Genomic DNA, 21522 nt, shown 5'->3' on the forward strand with positions numbered 1-21522 from the left:
GAAGGGCGGCCCCGTGAACGGGAGATCGGGGGTGCGCGCTCGTGCGCATAGGACTGCTGACCGACGGCGGCTATCCGTACGTGAACGGCGAGGCGAGACTCTGGTGCGACCGCCTCGTGCGCGGTCTCGGCACGTACGCCTTCGACGTCTACGCCTTCAGCCGCGGCAGCCGCCAGGAGGACCTGGGCTGGGTCCGCCTGCCCGAGCACGTCCACCGGGTCCGCACCGCCGCGCTGTGGGACGCCCCCGACGACGGGCCGCGCCCCGGTCGCCGCGTGCGCCGCGAGGCCCTGGAGCACTTCGCGGCGCTCGCGACGACCGCGTGCGCGGCCACGACCCCGCCCCCGCTCCCCGCGCCGGCCGCCCCGCCCCCCGCGACATCACCCGGCGGCCTCCTCGGCCTCACCGCGCTCGCCGGGATCGCCGCCACATCGTCCACCGCCCCCGCCGGGCCCCCCGCGCCCGCACCGCCCGTGACGAGCCCCTTCGCCGAGGCGCTCCTCGGCCTCACCGCGCTCGCCCAGGAACACGGCCCGCTCTCCGGACTGCTGCGCTCCGAGGCCGCCGTCCGCGTCCTGGAGAGCGCCTGCCGCGCCACGGGCGCCGTCCCCGCGGCCCGCCGCGCCCGCGTCCCCGACCTCCTCCTCATCGCCGACCTCGTCGAACGCGCGCTGCGCCCGCTCGCCCTCGACTGGTACGACGCGGACGGACTCGGCGGCGTCGGCCTGTGCCACGCCACGACCGGCGGCATCGCCGCGCTCCCCGGCCTCCTCGCCCACCACCTCCACGGCGTCCCGCTCCTCGTCACCGAGTACGGCGTCCGCCTGCGCACCCTCTACCTCGACGGCGCCCGCCACCTCGACGAGGACGAGAGGACCACCGCCCGCACCCTCGGCGCCCCCGTCCGCGCCGTGCTCGGCGGCTTCCACCGCGCCCTCGCCGCCGACGTCTACCGCGCCGCCTCCCTCATCACCCCGGGCAACGCCCACGCCCGCCGCTGGCAGGAGCGCTGCGGCGCCGACCCCGAGAAGCTGCGCACCGTGTACCCGGGGATGGACGCCGAGCGCTTCGCCGGGGTCGCGGGGGCGTCGCCGCACGGCACCGCGGCGGACACGGGCGACGGGGCCGGCACCGCGGCGGACGCGGGCGGCACGGCGGCGGACGCGGGCCGCGCCGCGGCGGGTACGGGCGCCTCCGCCCGTACGGGGAAGACCGCCCCCGGAGCCGACGCGACCCCCTCCGGCACGGAGACGCGCCCCGCCGAGGCCGTCGAGGTCCGGATCGCGTACGTGCCGGGCGAGGTCGAGCCGCTCGGCGGGCGCCCCGCACGCCCGTTCCGGGGCACGGGGGACGCGGGCGAGCGGCGCGCACCCGTGCTCGGGCGGGCCTACGCCCGCGCCGACGCGGCGCCGGAGCCCGGGACACCCCCCGTACCGCCGCCCGGAGCGCCCGCACGGACCGGCACCGAGCGCAGCGGCTGGGACCTCGTCTGGGTCGGGCGGATCGAGCCCGCCAAGGACCTGCACACACTCCTGCGCGCCTTCACGACGGTGCACGAGGCCGAGCCGCGCGCCACGCTGCGCCTCGTCGGGACCGCCGATGACGAAGCGGCCCGCACCTACCTCGACTCCTGCCGTGCCCTGACCGCCACGCTCTTCCCCGCCGACCCGGAGGGCCGCCCCTGCCCCGTCCGCTTCGACCTCGCCGTGCCGGAAGCGGACGCGGAGGGGGACACGGGGGCGAAGGACGCGGGAACGGACGCGGGCACGGACGCGGGCACGGACCGCGGCCCCGGCGGCGAGTCCGGCGGCGGCCCCGGCTTCGGACCCGACCTCGCCGAGGTCTACGCGGGCGCCGACGCCGTCGTCCTCTCCAGCACCGCCGAAGGCTTCCCCATCAGCCTCGTCGAGGCCATGTTCTGCGCCCGCGCCACCGTCTCCACCGACGTCGGCGCCGTGCTCGAAGTCGTCGGCGGCACCGGCGTCGTCGTCCCGCCCCGCGAGCCGGCCGCGCTCGCCGCCGCCTGCCTCGGCCTGCTCCGCGACCCCGAGCACCGCGCCCTGCTCGGCGCTGCGGCCCGCGCCCGCGCCCTCGAACTCTTCACCGTCGAGCAGAACATCGCCGCCTTCCGCGCGATCTACCACGACCTCACCGCACCACCGCACCCCGCCCCGCCCCTCCTCGCCGTCCCCGGCGCCCGCACCGCGTCCTGGGCCGCGGGCGACCTGACCACGACCGAGCGCGCTATGGAGACCACCCGATGAGCAGCCCGACCCGCACACCGACGGGCACGGCCGACGACACGCCCGCACCCCAGGAGCCGGAGCCCATGTCCTCCGCCGTCGACCCCGTCAAGAGCCTCATGCTCATCCACCACGACCTGTGCGCCGACGCCGTCGACCCGCTGGAGATCGCCGCGGGACTCGAAGCGCGCGGCGTCACGGAACGCACCGCGCGCGCCTACCGCCACCGCGACGTCTTCGCCCTCGCCGAGGAGATGTACGCGCGCGTCCCGCACACCGAGGACCACGCCGCCGCCGAACTCCACCCCCCGGCCGCCGCCGCCCGCACCCGCGCTCCCCGCACCCCGGCCAGGCTGCTCCTCCTCCCGCTCCCCGCGCTCCTCGCCGCCGCCGGGCTCGCCGCCTGGCCGCACACCGCGGGCAGACCCCGTCTCGCGCTCGCCGTCGGCACCGGCGCCGCCGTCCTCCTCGCGCTCCGCGCCTGCCTGCGCAGGGGCCCGCTCGGCAGCCGCTTCCCCGCGGCCCCGGGCACCGCCGCGTACGTCCTGCTCCTCCTCGCCGCCGCCCTCTACGGCGAAGGGCTCATCTCGCAGGCGCTCAGCGGCGGCCCCGACGGCGCCTGGGCCCCGCGCACCGCCCCGCTGCTCGCGCTGCTCGCCTCGCTCGTGCCCGCCGCCGCCTGCGTGCGCGCCTTCCGGCGCGGGGCGCGCAGGCGCCTGGGCAGCAGCCGCAGCCTCGACGACTTCGCCGCCTCCGTGTGGCCGCTCCTGCTCGCGCTCTTCGCCCTCTACCTGTGCACCCTGTGGGGCCTCCTCGGCGTCAGCGCGGCGACCCTGCACCAGGCCACGGGACTCCTCTCGGCGGGGAGCCTCGGCGCGCTCCTGCTGCTCGCCAGGCTCATGGTCCAGCACGGCAGGGCCGAGGCCGCGCGCACCGCGCTCCTCATCGCCTGCGCGGGGCAGTTCCTCGCGCTCGCCTCGCTCTTCGCCTCCCGGCTCCCCGGCGCCGCCGCGCTCGCGACGCCCGTGGAACGCCTCACCGCGCTCGGCGGCACGGGCGCGGTCCCCGCGCTCGCCTGCTCGCTCGCGGTCCTCACGCTCCTCGTCCGCACGGTCCCCGCCCTCTCCCGCGCCTCCGCGTACGCGCGAAGCGCCGCCCCGGCGGACGCCTGCGCGCGGGAAGAACTCCGGTGACCCCTCAGCCCTTTCCCCCTCCCGCGGCGCCGACACCGCGGGCCGAACCGACCCACGGCACCACGCCCGAAGGAGAACGCGTCATGAGCCCCACCCTCACCACCACCGGAGGTGCCCGATGAGGGTCCTGCTGATCGGAGCCGGCGGCTACCTCGGCCGCTTCGTCGCCGACCGCCTTCTCGCCGACCCGGCCGTCCAGCTCACCGTCCTCGGCCGCGGCGACGACGCCGACGTCCGCTTCGACCTCGCGACGGGCAGCCCGGGGGCGCTCACCCGCTTCTTCGACGCCGTCCATCCCGGCGTCGTCGTCAACTGCGCCGGTACGGTGCGGGGCGGGGCGCGCGACCTGACCCGGCACAACACCGTCGCCGTCGCGACGATCTGCGAGGCACTGCGGCGCAGCGGCTGCGGCGCGCGCCTCGTCCAGCTCGGCTGCGGCGCCGAGTACGGGCCGAGCCAGCCGGGCTCCTCGACCGCCGAGGACGCGGTGCCGCGTCCCGGTGGTCCGTACGGTGTCAGCAAACTCGCCGCGACCGAACTCGTCCTCGGCTCCGGGCTCGACGCCGTCGTCCTGCGCGTCTTCTCCCCGGTGGGCCCCGGCACCCCCGCGGGTTCGCCGCTCGGGCGGCTCGCCGAGGCGATGCGGCGCGCCATGCAGTCGGGGGACACCGAGCTGAAGCTCGGCGGGCTGGGTGTGCAGCGCGATTTCGTCGACGTACGGGACGTCGCGCGCGCCGTCCACGCGGCCTCGCTCTCGGCCGCGCAGGGCGTCGTCAACATCGGCTCGGGGCGCGCCGTACGGCTGCGCGAGGCGGCGAGCATCCTCGCCCGCGTCGCCGGCTTCAACGGCACGCTCCACGAACTCGACTCGCCCCCCGGCTTCGGCCCCGGCCTCCCGATCCGCGAGCACCACGCGGGCCACGGGCCGCTTCGGCCCGCGATCGGCCACCCGCGCGGCGACTCCGACCACACCCTCTCCGCGCCCGCCGCGCCCCACCCCTACCCGGACGGCTGCGGGCCCTGGCAGCAGGCCGACGTACGCACCGCGCGCGACCGGCTCGGCTGGCGCCCCCGCATCAACCTGGAGGAATCGCTCGCCGACATCTGGATGGAGGCGGCATGCCGGATGTGACCGGCCCGAATCCTTTCGCGGGCCGGACCGTCTCCCCCGGGCAGGAACCCAGCGGCGCGCGCGCCGGTGGCTCCGCCCGGGGGGAGGGGGCGGTCGCGTGAAAAACGAGCGGAGGGACGTGCGCGGTCGGCACGCGCGCCGAAACGTATCTGCGGAGGTCGCGGGGGAGGGGGCGCAGGGGAAGGCACCGGGGGGCGCCCCGGCGAACGCTCCGAGGAGTGGCCCGGTGGCCAACGGTCCGAGGAGTGCGCAGACCAACGGTCCGAGGAGTGCGCAGACCAACGGTCCGAGGAGTGCTCAGGCGAAGGCTCCGAGGGCCGCTCCGGCCAGCGCTCCCAGGACCGCTCCCGCGAAGCCCCCGGTGAACGGCGAGCGGCGCCAGGGCGGGACGGCGCCCCTCGTGCGGAAGGGCCCGCCGCCCCCCGCCGACCCCCAGGGCGCGGCGGCGGCCGCCGACCCCCAGGGCGCGCCGCCCCCCGCCCCCGCGCTCCCCGTCCCCGCCCTTCCCGCCGTGGCCCCGCACCCGGCCGTGCCCGCCCCGGCCCGCGTCCCCGTGCGCCTCGCGCTGCCCGCGCTCCCGCACCCGCTCCTCGCGCCCGGCGAGTGGGCCGAGCCGCTGCGCGAGGACGCGGCCGTCCACTGGGCGGTCCTCGACGTGGACAACGGGCCGGGGCAGCGGCCCGATCCCGACTGCCTGCTCGCCGCCGGGCGGATCAGCAACGCGGGCAGGCGGCGCGGGCCGGGCTCCGCGCTCGTCCTCGGGCGGCTCGACCTCGCGTACGGGGCGACGAACCCGCACCTCGTCCTCGCCCAGGCCCGCGCCTGGCGTGACTGGTACCGCGTCGACGGCTACTACGTGCACCGCTGTCCGGCCGACGCACGGTGGCTGCCCGCCGTGACACGCCTGCTCGCCCGGGTGCGGGCGCTCGGCCCCGCCCACGTCGTCCTCGGCCACGGCGTCCCCCCGCACCCCGGCTACGCGGACCTCGCGGCCCAACTCGTCACCTTTACCGGGCCCTGGAGCCGTTATCGCTGGTCGCGGCCCCCCGAGTGGACCGCCGAGCTGCCCGCCGAGCGCTTCTGCCACCTCGTCCACTCGGTCCCGGCGACCCGCGTCGAGGAGGCGCTGCGGCTCGCCCGCTGGCAGGGCGCGGGCACCGTGGCGGTCACCGACCGCTGCCCGCCCGAGCCCCAAGAGGAGGGAGGAATCGGGGTATTCGCGGCCCTGCCCGGCTACTGGGACGAAATCGTCTCGCGGACCGGACGGGGTGTCTCGGAATGAAAAGCGCCGTGGCACTGTTACGGACAGAAGCAGTCTTCCGAAAAACCGACCAACGGAGTTGCCGTGTCGCTGCCACCCCTGGTCGAGCCAGCCGCTGAGCTCACCGTCGATGAGGTCCGCAGGTACTCGCGCCACCTGATCATCCCGGACGTCGGGATGGACGGACAGAAACGGCTCAAGAACGCCAAGGTCCTCGCCGTGGGGGCGGGCGGTCTCGGCTCGCCGACCCTGATGTACCTCGCGGCCGCCGGGGTGGGCACCCTCGGCATCGTCGAGTTCGACGAGGTGGACGAGTCCAACCTCCAGCGCCAGATCATCCACAGCCAGGCCGACATCGGCCGCTCGAAGGCCGAGTCGGCGCGCGACACGGTCAAGGGCATCAACCCGTACGTGAACGTGATCCTGCACGAGGAGCGGCTCGAAGCCGACAACGTGATGGACATGTTCAGCCAGTACGACCTGATCGTCGACGGCACCGACAACTTCGCGACCAGGTACCTCGTCAACGACGCCTGTGTGCTGCTGAACAAGCCGTACATCTGGGGCTCGATCTACCGCTTCGACGGGCAGGCGTCCGTCTTCTGGTCCGAGCACGGTCCCTGCTACCGCTGCCTCTACCCGGAGCCCCCGCCCCCCGGCATGGTGCCCTCCTGCGCCGAGGGCGGCGTCCTCGGCGTGCTGTGCGCCTCGATCGGCTCGATCCAGGTCACCGAGGCCATCAAGCTCCTGGCGGGCATCGGCGACCCGCTCGTCGGGCGCCTGATGATCTACGACGCCCTGGAGATGAAGTACCGCGAGGTCAAGGTCCGCAAGGACCCCAACTGCGCGGTCTGCGGCCCGAACGCCACGGTCACCGAGCTGATCGACTACGAGGCGTTCTGCGGCGTCGTCTCCGACGAGGCGCAGGAGGCGGCCGCGGGCTCGACGATCACGCCGAAGCAGCTCAAGGCGTGGATCGACGACGGCGAGAACATCGACATCATCGACGTCCGCGAGCCGAACGAGTACGAGATCGTCTCGATCCCGGGCGCCCGGCTGATCCCGAAGAACGAGTTCCTGATGGGCAACGCCCTCCAGGGCCTCCCGCAGGACAAGAAGATCGTCCTGCACTGCAAGACAGGCGTCCGCAGCGCGGAGGTTCTCGCGGTCCTCAAGTCCGCCGGTTTCGCCGACGCGGTCCACGTGGGCGGCGGCGTCATCGGCTGGGTCAACGCGATCGAGCCGGAGAAGCCCGTCTACTGACCGGGAGCGGGTCACCCCGGACGCGACCGACCAGGCGCCCCCCTTCCGCCCTCAAGGCGGGCGGGGGGCGCTTCGCGTCGCGGGCTCACCGGCACCGCCCCGGGGCGGTGCCGCGCGTCAGCGGCACTCCTTGCCCGCCGCGGGGACCTTTCCGCGGACGAGGTACGCGTCCACCGTGTCGTCCACGCACGCGCTCCCGCTGCCGTACGCCCCGTGGCCCTCGCCGTGCCACACCAGCTCGACGCCGACGTCCTCGCCGAGTTCCTTCGCCATGCGGGCCGCGCCCTCGAAGGGCGTCGCGGGGTCGCCCGTGTTGCCGACGACCAGGATCGGCGGGGCGCCGGGCGCCGAGACCTCGGGGGTGGTGCGCTCGCCCTCGGCGGGCCAGTCGTGGCACCAGCCCGCCGTGTCCCAGCCGAGGAAGGGCCCGAAGACCGGGGAGATCGCGCGGAACTCGGCGAGCCGGGCGCGGGCCTGGGCCGCCGTGGGCCGGGTGCTGTCGTCGGCGCAGGAGATGGCGCGCTGGGCCTGGGCCTGTTTGCCGTAGTGGCCGTCGGGGTCGCGGTCGTTGTAGGAGTCGGCGAGCGCCAGGAGCGGTCCGCCGTCGCCCGCGTACGCGGCGTCGAGCGCCCGGGTGAGCTGGGGCCAGGAGGCCTCGCTGTACAGGGGGGAGACGAGCCCGGTGACGGCCAGGGACTCGGTCAGCGCGCGGCCCCTGCCCGCGGGCAGCGGGTGCGCGTCGAGCGTCTTGAGCAGCCCGGCGACCTTCGCCGTGCCGGTCCTCGGGTCCTCGTCGAGCGAGCGGAAGTAGTTGTTCAGGGCGCGCTGGAAGCCGCGCGCCTGCCCCTTCGCGTGCTCCACCGTGTCCGCCGCCGGGTCCACGACCGCGTCCAGCACCATGCGGCCCACGTGCCCAGGGAAGAGGTGCGCGTACGTGCCGCCCAGCTCCGTCCCGTACGAGACGCCGAAGTAGTCGAGCTTCGCCTCGCCGAGGACCGTACGGAGCAGGTCGAGGTCGCGTGCGGTGTTCGCCGTCGTCAGCTGGGGGAGCAGCGCCCCCGTCGTCCGCGCGCAGCTCTTGCCGAAGGCGCTCGCGTCGGCGAGGAAGGCGCGCTCCTCGGCAGGGGTGTCCGGGGTGAGGTCGACGGTGCGCTCGGCGCGGGCCACGGCCGCGTCGTCCCGGCAGTCCACCCGCGCGCTGCCGCCGACCCCGCGCGGGTCGAAGCTCACGAGGTCGTACGCGCGGTGCAGTGTCCCGTACCCAGGTGCGAAGAGCGGCAGCAGGCTCACGCCCGAGCCGCCGGGGCCGCCGAAGTTGAAGACGAGCGAGCCGCGCCGCTCGCCCGTCGCCGCGCTGCGGATGACCGCCATCCGTAGTGTCTTCCCCTCCGGCTCCGCCCAGTCCACGGGCACCGTCAGCCGCGCGCACCGCCACGCGCGCCCCGGTGCCGCGTACCCCTCGGTCGCCCCGCACTCCTTCCACGCGAGCTTCTGCCCCGTGAGCGCGCGGGGCAGCCCGGGCGACGCGGAGCCGGTGGGGGAGGGGGACGGGGCGGGCGACGCGGAAGGGGAGCCCGGCCCCGCGTTCCCCCGGTCACCCCGCGTGCCGCCCCCCGAGCAGCCACTCAGCACCAGGAGCAGCGCGAGCACGAGGGCCACGAGCCCCCCGCGCCGCCCGCCCGCCGCCCGCCGAAGCGCCGCGCCCGCCCCGCCCCGAAGCGCCGCGCCGTCCCCGTACCGCCGTACCGCCCCCGCACCCCGCACGTACCGCTCCCCTTCCCCGTTCCCGCGCGACGACCCGGCGGGCACCGCGCCGCCCTGACGCAGTGCCCGCCATCGTACGAGCCGCCACCGACAGTCAGCGGGACGTCACACTCCGAAGGTCACCCGCACACCGTCCCCGACTTCGGCACCGTCCCGTTCAGGAGGTAGCCGTCCACCGCCTTGCGCACGCACGCGTCGCCGCTGTCGTAGGAGCCGTGCCCCTGGCCCTTGTACGTGATCTCGACGCCGACGCCCTTGCCCAGCTCCTTCGCCATGCGCGCCGCGCCCTCGTAAGGGGTCGCGGGGTCGCCCGTGTTGCCGACGACGAGGATGGGCGGGGCGTCGGGGGCCGAGACGTCGGGGTGCGAAGCGGCGCCCGGCACGGCCCAGTCGGTGCAGCTGACGAGGGACCAGGCGAGGAAGTCGCCGAAGAGCGGGGACGCCTTGCGGAACGCGGGCAGCTTCTTCTCGACGTCCGCCATCGTGTACCGCTCCTTGTCGTCGGCGCAGTTGATCGCGACGTTCGCCGCGGTGATGTTGGAGTAGCTGCCGTCCTCGTTGCGGCCGTTCATCGCGTCCGAGAGCGCCATGAGGACGCGTCCGTCGCCGTCGTAGGCCTGCTGGAGCCCCTCGCGCAGGTAGGGCCAGTAGTCCTTGGAGTACAGGGCCTGCGCGATGCCGCCGGTGCCTGCCGACTGGGTCAGTTCCCGGTCGCCGAGACCGGGCAGCGGCTTGCTGTCGAGGTCCTTCAGAAGCTTCGCGACACGCTTCTCGATCGCGTCACGGCTGTTCCCGATGGAGCAGTCCTCGCCCTGCTTGACGCAGTCGTCGGCGAAGTTGTCGAGCGCGAGCTGAAAGCCCTTCGCCTGGCCGAGGGAGCCCTGCTCGCTGTTTTCGGTCGGGTCGACGACGGCGTCGAAGACGGCACGGCCCACCTTCTTCGGGAAGAGGTGGGCGTAGACGCCGCCCAGCTCGGTGCCGTACGAGATGCCGAAGTAGTGGAGCTTCTTGTCGCCGAGCACCTGCCGCAGGAGGTCCATGTCGCGCGCGGCGTCGGTCGTCGAGACGTGCGGCAGGATCGCGCGGGAGTTCTTCTCGCACGCGGCGTTGAAGTTCTTGGTCCCCGTGACGAACTCGTTGCGCTCGGCCTCGTCGTCGGGGGTGTTGTCCTGCGCGAAGTACTGGTCGAGCTGCTTGTCGTTCTCGCACGCGACGGGCGCGCTGCGGCCCACGCCGCGCGGGTCGAAGCTCACGAGGTCGTAGCGGGTGCGCAGGGTCTCGTACGTGTCGCCGAAGGCCGGGAGCGTCGCGACGCCCGAGCCGCCGGGGCCGCCGAAGTTGAAGACGAGCGAGCCGATGCGCTTGCCCTGGTCCTTCGCCTTGGCGCGGATGAGCGCGAGGTCGAACGACCGGCCCTCGGGGTCCTTCCAGTCCAGCGGCGCGCGCATCGTCGCGCACTGCCACTGCGTGCCGCCGGGGAGCGGGGACGGCTTGTCGCCGGTGCCCTGCGCCTGGTCGGGGGCCGGGCAGCTCTTCCAGCTCAGCGACTGGCCGCGCGGGTCACTGCCGCTCGCGCCGTGGGCCGGTCCGTCGTCGCCGCCGTCGCCGGAGCAGGCGGCGAGGGACACGGCGAGGCTCAGCCCGAGGAGGGCGGCGGTCACCGCGCGCGGCCGGGTGCGGCGGGAGGGGCGGCGGGGCGGGAGGGAGTGAGGCATGGGACCCATCCTGGGGGTGGTACGGGGGTGGCGCGCGGGGCGGGGGCCGGGCGGGTGAGCCCGTACGGGGCCGGGTACCTCCCGCGTGCCGCCCCTTTTCGTGACGGGCGCTCCGTTACAAGGCGCCCTTCTTGGTGAGCTGGTTGAAGCAGATCCAGCCGGGCAGGACCGGCAGCCAGAAGGTCATGAGGCGGAACAGGATGACGGAGGGGAGACCGATCGACAGCGGTACGCCGAGTCCGGCGAGCGCGAGCGAGAGCGCCGTTTCGATCGCGCCGACCCCGCCCGGCGTCGGCGCGGCGGAGCCGACCGCGTTCCCCGCGAGGAAGACGACGGCGACGCTCGCGAGGCTCACGTGCGTCGAGGAACCGCCGAGCGCCCGGATGGAGGCGTCCAGGCACAGCACGAAGCAGCCGGTGAGCGCGAGCATCCCGCCGATCCCGGTGAACAACTTCGACGGCCGCTGGAGCACGTCGAGCATGCGCGGCACGACCCCGGCGAAGAGCGAGCGCACCCGCGTCACGACGAAGCGGCGCAGGAACGGTACGGCGGTGACGACGAGGACGAGCACGGCGGCCGTGAGCAGACCGGCGATCACGGTGCGGGACGGCGAGAGCGTCGGCGCGTTCTCCGTCCCCGTCAGATAGCCGAAGAGCAGCAGCAGGAGGATGTGCGAGGCGAGCCCGAAGAGCTGCGAGGCGCCGACGCTCGCGACCGCGAGCCCGGGGCGCACGCCCGCGCGCTGGAGGAAGCGAGTGTTGAGGGCGAGCCCGCCGACCGCCGGGGGCGCGACGACCTTCACGAAGGACCCGGCGACCTGTGCCGCGATGGCGCGCGGCCAGGGCACCCGCTCGGGCACGAAGCCGAGCAGGCTCATCGCCGCGGCGACGTAGCTGAGCGCGGAGAACGCGGCGGCGGCGACGATCCAGCCCCACTGGGCGTTGTCGATGATCTGGCTGAAGTTGATCTTGCTGAGCTGGGCGAGCAGGAAGTACGCCGCGATGGCGCCCGCGATGAACGTCACGAGCGTGCGCGGCCTGATGCGTTCCAGACGGGCCGGCTCGACCGGGGCCTGGGGGCGGATGCGCAGCACCTCGTGGCGGATCTGGGTGAGCAGGTCCTCCTCGCGTGCCTCGTCCAGGGCCTCGTCGAGGGCGCGTTTCTCGGCCTGCTTCGCGGCGCGGACCGCCTTGCGCCCGCTCTCCACGGCCTCCCCGGCCTCCGTACGGGCCCTCTTGCGCGCCTCCGAGGCCGCGAGCACCGCCTCCCGCTCGCGCTGCGCGCGCTCGCGGCTCAGGCGGCGCAGGGTCGCGCGCGTGGAGCGCGAGAGCGCGATGGGCTGGAGCAGGGGCAGCGCGTCGGCGACCTTGTCGGGGCCGAGCACGTCGACGGCCGTGGCGACCGCGCGCTCGGCGCCGACGCGCAGCCCGAGTGTGGTGAGGAGCTGGCTGACGTCCATCCGGAGCACGAGGTCGCCCGCGGCGATCTCGCCGCCGCGCAGGTCGGTGAGGATCACCGTGCCCGCCTGGTTCACGAGGATCGCCTCGCCCGTGAGCCTGCGGTGCGCGATGCGCCGCGACTGGAGCGCCTGGACCTGCCGCCAGGTGTCGCGCATGAGCGCGTCGGTGATCGCCTCGTCGGGCAGCGCGTCGAGACTGCGGCCCCCGGTGTGCTCGTAGACGAGCATGACGGCGTCGGGGCCCAGCTCGGAGGTCGCGATGAGGCGCGGCGCGTTGGCACCGGCCGCGATCGCCGCGTAGGCGAGCAGCGCCTCCTGTTCGAGGGCCTGGCGCAGGGTCTGGAGGCTGCGGCCGGTGGTGACGGTACGGAGGGTCAGGCGGCGCCAGGCGCGGTAGTAGAAGCCGTGCGCCTGCTGCTCGCGGTCGACGACCGTGACGTCGAGCGGCGGCCCGTCCTCCAGCGTCACGAAGTACTGCCGCCCGCGCTCGGCCTCCTCGGCGTCCTCGGCGGCGCGCGCGGCCGAGACCGGGTGGAAGCCGACGTGGCGCAGCCCGGCGAGCAGCGTGCGCCCGGTGGGGCGCACGTTCGGCGAGCCGACCGCGTAGAGCGTCCCGTACGCGACCGACCAGCCGATGAGCACGGTCAGGACGATCGAGAACGGCGTGGTGTAGCCGACGACGAGCATCGCGAAGGCGTCGAGGAGCAGGACCACCCACAGCACGACGCGCCAGCGCGGTCTGCGCGCCATCCCCACGGCCGTCATGTAGGCGATGACGGGGGCGAGGTAGCCGTGCACGGGGTCGGTGAGGACGTGGATGTCGGCGGGGGACGGCTGCGTGAGCGCGTCCTTGATCGACTGCGGCGCGGAGTCGGCGACCCACAGGTCCGTCGCGAGCGTCACGCCGTGCGCGAGCACGGCGGCGAGCACGCCGTCCGCGATGCGCAGCCCGTCCCGTTTGACGAGCCGTTCGATCGCGAAGGCGACGGGCACGAGAAGGACGGCGATGCTGGAGGCGAGCCCGGCGAACTTGATCAGCAGATCGGGTGCCTCGCCGGTGCCCCGGTTGATGTCCTGTTCGAGCCCGGACGTCGTCCCGTGCGCGAAGGCCGCGACGCCGAGCACGACGGCGAGCGCGAGCACGCCGATGCACAGCCGCAGCAGGTCCAGCGGGCGGTGCACGCGCGCGGGCAGCAGCGGCTCGTCGCCCTCGACCTGGTCGGCGTGCACGACCTCGGGCCCGGGGGCCGGGGAGGGGTGGGCGCCCGCGGCGGGGGGCGCGTGCTCCTTGGCGGGGGCCTTGCCGAGGTGCACGGGCGCGGGGCGGTCCGCGTCCTCCGCGTCCTCCGCGTCCTCCGCGTCCCGCGTGTCCTCCGCGTCCGCGCCACCGCCGGGCTGCCCGGGCTCGCGTGCGGGCTCGTGCGTGGCGGGCTCGTGCGGGGCCGAATCGTGCGGGGCGGGCTCGTGCGGGGCGCGGTCCTCGCGGGGAGACACGCCGGCAGAGCTGTCCGGCTCTTCGGATCGCACGCTCTGCCGCCTCGGGGTCTCGGAAGTCTCTTGTACGTGTCGGTTCGGGATCACCTGTCACCGCCCGCACGATGGTGGCACGGCCTGACAGCACCCTGGGGCATCAGGGTGCAATTCGGGAGCGTACGCAGCCGGGCCCGCACCCCGGGACACCCTCCCGCGCGCCGTGTCGGCGCCGTGCGCGGCTGTCGGAGGCGTGCGGCAGGATGGGCGGGATGAGCGAGCAGCACGACCCCGGCCCCCCGGTCCCGCCTCCGTACGTCGACCGGGTGCTCGACGTCGCCGCGCGCATCCCCACCGGACGGATCATGACATACGGGGACATCGCGGCCTGGCTGGAGGAGGAGCGCCGCGAGCACGAGGACCTCGGCCTCCCCGGCGAGCCCCCGCGCCGCGTCGGCCCGCGCCAGGTCGGCCGCGTCATGTCCCTGTACGGGGACGAGGCGCCCTGGTGGCGCGTCGTCCGCGCCGACGGCACCCTCCTGCCGGGCCACGAACTCCGCGCCCTCGCCCACTACCACGCGGAGGGCACCCCGCTGCGCCCCTCGGCGAGCGAGGACCACGTCCCGCGCATCGACGTGAAGAGGGCGAGGTGGCACGGAGTGGAGGGCTGAGGCCACCACCCGTGTGTGCGCGCACACCACCGTCCCCGCCCCACGACCTCGCCCCGCGCCCCGCGGCGACGTAGCGTCGAACCCCCACCCGCCCCACCGGAACCGGCCAACCACAGTGAGCACCTCCTCCCGCACATCGCCGCACTCCGCACGCCCACGGGCCGGGCGGCAGGCCGCGGGCGGCTACCGGCTGGTGCGCACCCCGCGGACCCCGCCGGGCCCCGTCCCTCTGGACGCGCATCAGCGGGCCGTGGTTGAGCACCGCACCGGACCTCTCCTCGTCCTCGCGGGCCCGGGGACCGGCAAGACCGAGACGCTCGTCGAGTCCGTCGCCGCCCGTGTCGCTGCGGGCGCCGACCCCGAGCGCCTCCTCGTCCTGACCTTCAGCCGCAAGGCAGCCGTCGCCCTGCGCGACCGCATGGCCCTGCGCATCGGCCCCGCCGCCGCCCCGCGCGCCACGACCTTCCACTCCTACGGCTACGCCCTCGTCCGCGCCCACCAGGAGGCAGGCCCGGACGGCTCCCCCGTCCGGCTGCTCTCCGGGCCCGAGCAGGACCTCGCCGTGCGCGAACTCCTGGAGGGCGAGATCGCCCTCGCCGCCGAGGGCAGGGGCCGGGTCCGCTGGCCGGACCGGCTCCGCTCCTGCCTCACGACGCGCGGATTCGCCGACGAAGTACGCGCCGTGCTCGCCCGCAGCCGCGAACTCGGCCTCGACCCGGGAGCCCTGCACCGCTTCGCGAGCCGCACAGGACGCCCCGACTGGCAGGCCGCCGCCGCCTTCCTCGCCGAGTACCTCGACGTGCTCGACCTCCAGGGCGTCATCGACTACGCCGAACTCGTCCACCGGGCCGACCTGCTCGCCCGCCGCCCCGACGTCGCGCGCGAACTCGCCGCCTCGTACGACGCCGTCTACGTCGACGAGTACCAGGACACCGACCCCGCCCAGGTCCGGCTGCTCGAAGCCCTCGCCGGGCAGGGCCGCACGCTCCTCGCCTTCGGCGACCCCGACCAGTCCATCTACGCCTTCCGGGGCGCCGATGTGAACGGCATTCTCGACTTCCCCGGCACCTTCCGCACGGCGGCCGGTGCCCCGGCCCCCGTCGCCGTCCTGCCCACCGCGCGCCGCGCGGCACGCCGCGTGCTCGAAGCGACCCGCGCCCTGACCCTGCGCATCCCCCTCACGCGCCTCCCCTCGGCCGCGGTCCGCGCCCACCGCGAACAACTCCCCACCCGCGAGGGCGGCAGCGTCGAGGTCTTCACGTGCCCGAGCCCCGGCGCCGAGACCGACCACGTCGCCGACCTCCTGCGCCGCGCCCACCTGGAGGACGGCGTGCCGTGGGGCGACATGGCCGTCCTGCTCCGCGCGAGCGCCCGCATTCCCGCGCTGCGCCGCTCCCTCACGGCCGCCGGGGTCCCCATCGACACGGCGGGCGATGAACTCCCGCTCCGCCTCGAACCGGCGGTCCAGCCCCTCCTGACGGCCCTGCGCGTGACGGCGGAGGCGGAGGCACGCGGCGAGACGGATGCGGCAGGGGAGCCGGGGGCGGAGCCCGTACGGGAGCAGGAGCCGGAGCCTGTACGCGAGGCGGAGGGGGAGCCGGTACGCGGGGCGGGGACCGAGCCGGTACGCGAGGCGGGGACCGAGCCCGTACGTGGGGCGGAGGGCGCCCCCGTACCGCAGCCGTCCTGGATCGGGACCGAGACCGCGCTCGACCTCCTCGCCTCGCCCCTGTGCGGCATGGACGCCGCCGATCTGCGGCGGCTCGGGCGGGCGCTGCGCGCCGAGGAGCGCGCGGCGGGCAACCCCGTACCGCCGCCCTCGGACGTCCTCCTCGCGCGCGCGCTCGCCGAGCCGGAGCGGCTCGTCGCGCACGACGCCGCCTACGCGCGGGCGGCGCGCGCGCTCGGCGTGCTGCTCGCCGACACGCGCGCGCTGCTCGCGAAGGGCGGCACGGCGGAGGAGGCGCTGTGGGAGCTGTGGAACGGGACGCGGTGGCCCGCGCGCCTGGAGCGCGCCTCGCGGCGCGGTGGCGCGGCGGGGCGCAACGCGGACCGTGACCTGGACGCCGTGTGCGCGCTCTTCGCGACGGCCGCGCGCGCCGAGGAACGCACCGGCGGACGCGGCGCGCTCAACTTCCTCGCCGAGACCGAGGCGCAGGAGATAGCGGCCGACACCCTCTCGGGCCGCACGGTCCGCCCCGACGCCGTACGGCTCATGACCGCGCACCGCGCGAAGGGCCTGCAATGGCGGCTCGTCGTCGTCTCCGGCGTGCAGGAGGGCGTGTGGCCCGACCTGCGGCAGCGCGGCTCGCTCCTGGAGGCCGACCGCATCGGAAGCGACGGCCTCGCCGAACCCCTCACGCCCGGCGCGCTGCTCGCCGAGGAACGCAGGCTCTTCTACGTGGCGGCGACGCGCGCCGCCGACCGCCTCGTCGTCACGGCGGTGAAGGCCCCCGCCGAGGACGGCGACCAGCCCTCGCGCTTCCTCACCGAACTGGGCGTCGAGCCGCGCCACCTCACGGTCCGCCCGCGCCGCCCGCTCGCCGTGCCCGCGCTCGTCGCCGAACTGCGCGCGACGACCGTCGACCCGCACGCCTCGCCCGCGCTGCGCGAGGCCGCCGCGCGCCGCCTCGCGCGCCTCGCCGCGCTCACCGACGCGGACGGCAGGCCGCTCGTGCCGACCGCGCACCCCGGCACGTGGTGGGGCCTCGCGGACGAGACCGCGAACGAGGTCCCCGTCCGCGACCCCGCGCAGCCGCTCGCGCTCTCGGCGAGCGCGCTCGGGCAGCTCGTGGACGTGTGCGCCCTCCAGTGGTTCCTGGGCAGGGAGGTACGGGCGGAGGCGCCCGCGAGCACGGCACAGGGCTTCGGGAACGTCGTCCACGTCCTCGCCGACGAGGTCGCGACCGGGCGCAGCCCCGCCGACCTGGACGTCCTCATGGAACGTCTCGACACGGTGTGGGACGGGCTCGCCTTCGACGCGCCCTGGAAGTCGGCGCAGGAGAAGGAGAACGCGCGCGCGGCCCTGGAACGCTTCCTGCGCTGGCACGTCCTGGACCGCACCGGCCGCACCCCGGTCGCGAGCGAGCACCCCTTCGACGTGACGCTCCCCGCCGGGGAGCACGAGATCCGCATCAGGGGCACGATGGACCGCGTCGACGCCGACGCGGCGGGCCGCGCGTACGTCGTCGACTTCAAGACGGGCAAGCACGCCCCCACGGCGGCCGAGGTCGACCACCACCCCCAGCTGGCGGTCTACCAGCGCGCGGTGGCCGAGGGCGCGGTGGGTCCCCTGACCCCGGGCGGGGCGGAACTCGTCCACCTGCGCATCGAAGCCTCCAAGAAGGACCCCCTCTCGCCCAAGGTCCAGCCTCAGTCCCCGCCCGAGGGCGACTGGCTCCCCGAACTCCTGACGGAGGCCGCCGCCCGGGTCCTGAACGAACGCTTCCGCCCGACCCCGGGTTCGCACTGCGACCACTGCGCCTTCAGGGCGTCGTGCAGCGCGAAGGCGGAAGGGGGACAGGTGGTGGAGTAGGGCGGGGCGTGGGGCCGCGATGGGGAGCGGGGCTGGGCAGGCCCGGAGCTGGGCGGGGTGTGGAGCTGGGCGAGCCGTGGAGCGGCGCAGGCGCGGGGCCCCTCCCCGTACGGGGCGGCCCCTTTGTCGGACCCGCCCCGTAACCTCGAAGCGTGCCCGTCCGCCTCACCGACCCCGCCCAGCTCAACGACCTGCTCGGCATCCCCTTCACCCCCGAGCAGCTCGCGTGCGTCACCGCGCCCCCCGCCCCCCACGTCATCGTCGCCGGTGCCGGTTCGGGCAAGACGACCGTGATGGCCGCGCGGGTCGTCTGGCTGGTCGGCACGGGCACGGTCGCGCCCGAGCAGGTGCTCGGCCTCACCTTCACCAACAAGGCCGCCGCCGAGCTGGCCGAGCGGGTCCGCCGTTCCCTCGTACGGGCCGGGATCAGCGACCCGGACGCCCCGCCGGCGCCGGGCGACGAGCCCCCAGGCGAGCCGCTGATCTCCACGTACCACTCCTTCGCCGGGCGCCTCCTGGACGACCACGGGCTCCGCCTCGGCCTGGAGCCCGGCTCGCGGCTCCTCGCCGACGCGAGCCGCTTCCAGCTCGCCGCCCGTGTCCTGCGCGAGGCCCCCGGCCCGTACCCGGCGCTCACGCGCGGCTTCTCCGACCTCGTGAGCGACCTCCTCGCACTCGACGGCGAGCTGTCCGAGCACCTCGTCGCCCCTGCCGACCTGAGCCGTTACGACGAGGACCTGCTCCGCACCCTCGCCGACGCGAAGCTCAGCAACGACCAGCTGCGCAAGGTCCCCGAGGCCGCCGCGGCCCGCCTCGCCCTCACCGAGCTGACCGGCCGCTACCGCGCCGCGAAACGCTCCCGCGACCTCATCGACTTCGGCGACCAGCTCGCCCTCTCGGCCCGCCTCGCCCGCGAGCACCCCGAGGTCGGCGCCGCGCTGCGCGACCAGTACCGCGTCGTGCTGCTCGACGAGTACCAGGACACCTCCGTCGCCCAGCGCGTCCTGCTCTCCGCGCTCTTCGGCGGCGGCACCGGCCACCCCGTGACCGCCGTGGGCGACCCCTGCCAGGCCATCTACGGCTGGCGCGGCGCCTCCGTCGCCAACCTCGACGACTTCCCGCGCCACTTCCCGCACCCCGACGGCACCCCCGCCCGCCGTCAGTCCCTCAGCGAGAACCGCCGCTCAGGGGGCCGCCTCCTCGCTCTCGCCAACGACCTCGCGGCGCCGCTCCGCGCCCTCCACGACGGGGTCGAGGCCCTGCACGCGCCCGCGGAGAAGGCCGCCGACGGCTTCGTGCGCTGCGCTCTCCTGCCCACGCACGCCGAGGAGATCGCCTGGCTCGCCGACAGCATCGCCCACCACGTCCGTACCGGCACGAGCCCCGGCGAGATCGCCGTCCTGTGCCGCACGGCGGGCGATTTCGCCCGCATCCAGGCCGCGCTGGTCGCCCGCGAGATACCCGTCGAGGTCGTCGGCCTCTCCGGGCTCCTCCACCTCCCCGAGATCGCCGACCTGCGCGCCGTGTGCGAAGTCCTCCAGGACCCGGGCGCGAACGCCTCGCTCGTACGCCTCCTGACCGGGCCCCGCTGGCGCGTCGGCGCCCGCGACCTCGCCCTCCTCGGCCGCCGCGCCCGCCTGCTCGCCGGAGGCCGTACGGGCGAGGACGATCCCGAACGCAGGCTCGCCGCCGCCGTCGAGGGCGTCGACCCCGCCGAGATCGTCTCGCTCGCCGACGCCGTCGACACCTTCGTCGAAGGCGGCCCCGACGCCGAGGACGGACTCCCCTTCTCGGCCGAGTCCCGCGCCCGCTTCGCCCGCCTCGGGCGCGAGCTGCGCGAACTGCGCCGCGCCCTCGCCGACCCGCTCATGGACGTCCTGCACCGCGTCCTCGCCGTCACCGGGCTCGACGTCGAACTCTCGGCTTCGCCGAGCGCCCTCGCCGCGCGCCGCCGCGAGACCCTCGGCCAGTTCCTCGACATCGCCGCCTCCTTCGCCTCCACCGAGCCCGCCGCCTCCCTCCTCGCCTTCCTCGGCTATCTGCGCACCGCCGAGCACTACGAGAAGGGCCTCGACAACGCGCTCCCCGGCGGCGAGAACACCGTCAAGGTCCTCACCGCGCACAAGGCCAAGGGCCTGGAGTGGGACATCGTCGCCGTCCCCGGGCTCGTCAAGGGCCAGTTCCCGAGCGACCGGGGCCGTGAGAGGTTCACCGCGCGCGCGAGCGTCCTGCCGCACCCGCTGCGCGGCGACGCCGCGACCCTCCCCGAGGTCCCCGCCTGGACGGCGAAGGGCCTGAAAGCGTTCCAGGACGGTATGCGTACGCACCAGTCGACGGAGGAACTCCGCCTCGGGTACGTGACCTTCACGCGCCCCCGCTCGCTCCTGCTCGGCTCGGGCCACTGGTGGGGACCCGAGCAGAAGAAGCCCCGGGGCCCCTCCGCCTTCCTCACCGCGCTCCACGACCACTGTGTACGCGGCCACGGCGAGATCGAGCACTGGGCCGAGCCGCCAGGCCCCGAGGACGAGAACCCGGCGCTGCGCCGGACCGAACCCGTCCCGTGGCCCCTCCCGCTCGACCCCGAGGCCCACGCCCGCCGCCGCGAGGCCGCCGCACGCGTCGAACACCACCTCGGGGTCCTCCAGTCCCGCTCCGCCCCGGCTGGTACGCGGCGGCCGCCGGAGGACCCGTACGACCCGGAGTGGCCCCCCGAGCCGGACCCGGAGGACGAGGCGAGGGCCGAGCCGGAGCCTGGCGAGGGAGTGCCCGATCCGTACGAGGACGAGGGGGGCCCGGGTCCGTACGAGGACGGCCAGGGCCTGAACGAGGACGGCCAGGGCCTGAACGAGGACGGCCCGGGGACGTACGCGAGCGGCCCGGGGACGTACCGGAGCGGCCGGGACCCGTACGAGGACGCCCCCGCGCGTCCGTACGGGAGCGACGCCGTGCCCCGTGTCCCCGCCCCCGCCGCCCCGGCCTCCCTCGACGACCTCACCCCCGAGGAGTCCCGGCTCCTCGGCTCCTGGGACCGGGACCTCGACGCGCTCGAAGGCGAGTTGCGGCGCGCCGCCGCCTCCGTGCGCGAGGTGCCGCTGCCGCCCTCGCTCACCGCGACGCAGGTGCTGCGCCTCGCCGAGGACCCCGACGGGCTCGCCCGCGACCTCGCGCGCCCGCTGCCCCAGGCCCCGAAACCGGCCGCGCGCAGGGGTGCCAGGTTCCACGCCTGGCTGGAGCGCCGCCTCACCGCCGGGCACGAGCAGCCACACCTCCCGCTCGCCGACGAGGGCGAGCCGGAGGCCCGCGACGACGCGGAGATCACCGATGACACCGACCTCGAAGAACTCAAGGAGGCCTTCGAACGCACCGCCTACGCGCACCGCCCCGCGCACCGCGTCGAGGTCCCCTTCCAGCTCAGCCTCGCCGGCCGCGTCGTGCGCGGCCGCATCGACGCCGTGTACGCGCACGAGGAGGACGGGCGGCGACGCTACGAGATCGTCGACTGGAAGACAGGCCGCGACCGGACCCGCGCCGACCCCCTCCAGCTCGCCGTCTACCGCCTCGCCTGGGCCGAACGGCACGGCATCGACCCCGAGGAGATCGCGGCCACTTTCGTCTTCGTGCGCTCGGGCGAGGCGGTACGGCCGCGCGGGCTGCCCGGCCGCGCCGAGCTGGAACGCCTCTTCGCCGACGAGGACGCCCCCGCACCCACTGACGAGGACGCCCCCGCCCCCGACGGCGAGGACGCCCCCGCCCCCACCGGCGGGACCCCCGTGCCCCCGGGGCCCCGTGCCCCTCACCCATCAGGCGGATAAGGTC

At 75.6% G+C, this 21522-nt stretch carries 11 protein-coding genes; 8 read left to right on the forward strand and 3 right to left on the reverse strand.

Annotated features, from left to right (window positions below; all coding sequences use genetic code 11):
- Positions 1–41: 41 nt before the first annotated feature.
- The 5 genes from ACQYWQ_RS21115 (at position 42) to moeZ (ending at position 7092) form a co-directional block, all read left to right on the forward strand.
- The gene (locus tag ACQYWQ_RS21115; RefSeq protein WP_431036630.1) at positions 42–2264 is read left to right on the forward strand and encodes a DUF3492 domain-containing protein; all 2223 of its coding nucleotides are present in this window, start codon (positions 42–44) and stop codon (positions 2262–2264) included.
- Complete coding sequence (locus ACQYWQ_RS21120) at positions 2261–3436, forward strand: hypothetical protein (RefSeq protein ID WP_431036631.1); 1176 nt, start codon at positions 2261–2263, stop codon at positions 3434–3436. The genes ACQYWQ_RS21115 and ACQYWQ_RS21120 overlap by 4 nt, the downstream gene beginning before the upstream one ends.
- Positions 3437–3554: 118 nt before the next feature.
- Positions 3555–4568, forward strand: a complete 1014-nt coding sequence (locus tag ACQYWQ_RS21125; RefSeq protein WP_431036632.1) for an NAD-dependent epimerase/dehydratase family protein — start codon at positions 3555–3557, stop codon at positions 4566–4568.
- A gap of 511 nt (positions 4569–5079) precedes the next feature.
- Positions 5080–5850, forward strand: a complete 771-nt coding sequence (locus tag ACQYWQ_RS21130) for a spherulation-specific family 4 protein (RefSeq protein WP_431039279.1) — start codon at positions 5080–5082, stop codon at positions 5848–5850.
- 63 nt (positions 5851–5913) lie between these two features.
- On the forward strand, positions 5914–7092 hold the full coding sequence (gene moeZ, locus ACQYWQ_RS21135) for an adenylyltransferase/sulfurtransferase MoeZ (protein WP_431036634.1): 1179 nt from the start codon (positions 5914–5916) through the stop codon (positions 7090–7092).
- A gap of 117 nt (positions 7093–7209) precedes the next feature.
- Here moeZ and ACQYWQ_RS21140 read toward each other — a convergent pair whose 3' ends face one another.
- From ACQYWQ_RS21140 to ACQYWQ_RS21150, 3 genes are all read right to left on the reverse strand, one after another.
- Positions 7210–8751 carry an alpha/beta hydrolase gene (locus ACQYWQ_RS21140; protein ID WP_431036636.1) on the reverse strand — a complete coding sequence of 514 codons (1542 nt, stop codon included), beginning with the start codon at positions 8749–8751 and terminating at the stop codon, positions 7210–7212.
- 224 nt (positions 8752–8975) lie between these two features.
- On the reverse strand, positions 8976–10571 hold the full coding sequence (locus ACQYWQ_RS21145; protein WP_431036637.1) for an alpha/beta hydrolase: 1596 nt from the start codon (positions 10569–10571) through the stop codon (positions 8976–8978).
- Between the two features lie 115 nt (positions 10572–10686).
- Positions 10687–13557 carry a lysylphosphatidylglycerol synthase domain-containing protein gene (locus tag ACQYWQ_RS21150; protein WP_431036638.1) on the reverse strand — a complete coding sequence of 957 codons (2871 nt, stop codon included), beginning with the start codon at positions 13555–13557 and terminating at the stop codon, positions 10687–10689.
- 215 nt (positions 13558–13772) lie between these two features.
- Between ACQYWQ_RS21150 and ACQYWQ_RS21155 the strand changes: the two genes are divergently transcribed.
- The 3 genes from ACQYWQ_RS21155 to ACQYWQ_RS21165 all read left to right on the forward strand — a co-directional run bounded on the left by ACQYWQ_RS21155 (position 13773) and on the right by ACQYWQ_RS21165 (position 21518).
- Positions 13773–14171, forward strand: a complete 399-nt coding sequence (locus tag ACQYWQ_RS21155; RefSeq protein ID WP_431036639.1) for an MGMT family protein — start codon at positions 13773–13775, stop codon at positions 14169–14171.
- Between the two features lie 115 nt (positions 14172–14286).
- Positions 14287–17706 carry a UvrD-helicase domain-containing protein gene (locus ACQYWQ_RS21160; RefSeq protein WP_431036640.1) on the forward strand — a complete coding sequence of 1140 codons (3420 nt, stop codon included), beginning with the start codon at positions 14287–14289 and terminating at the stop codon, positions 17704–17706.
- A 152-nt stretch (positions 17707–17858) separates the two neighbouring features.
- Positions 17859–21518 carry a UvrD-helicase domain-containing protein gene (locus ACQYWQ_RS21165; protein ID WP_431036641.1) on the forward strand — a complete coding sequence of 1220 codons (3660 nt, stop codon included), beginning with the start codon at positions 17859–17861 and terminating at the stop codon, positions 21516–21518.
- Positions 21519–21522: the final 4 nt, after the last annotated feature.

This window comes from Streptomyces sp. P6-2-1 (assembly GCF_050613165.1).
GTDB lineage: Bacteria > Actinomycetota > Actinomycetes > Streptomycetales > Streptomycetaceae > Streptomyces.

Coding starts and splice junctions, on each gene's coding strand:
- ACQYWQ_RS21145 (WP_431036637.1), bottom strand. CDS start 10,571: ATGCCTCACTCCCTCCCGCCCCGCCGCCCCTCCCGCCGCACCCGGCCG.
- ACQYWQ_RS21120 (WP_431036631.1), top strand. CDS start 2,261: ATGAGCAGCCCGACCCGCACACCGACGGGCACGGCCGACGACACGCCC.
- ACQYWQ_RS21125 (WP_431036632.1), top strand. CDS start 3,555: ATGAGGGTCCTGCTGATCGGAGCCGGCGGCTACCTCGGCCGCTTCGTC.
- ACQYWQ_RS21155 (WP_431036639.1), top strand. CDS start 13,773: ATGAGCGAGCAGCACGACCCCGGCCCCCCGGTCCCGCCTCCGTACGTC.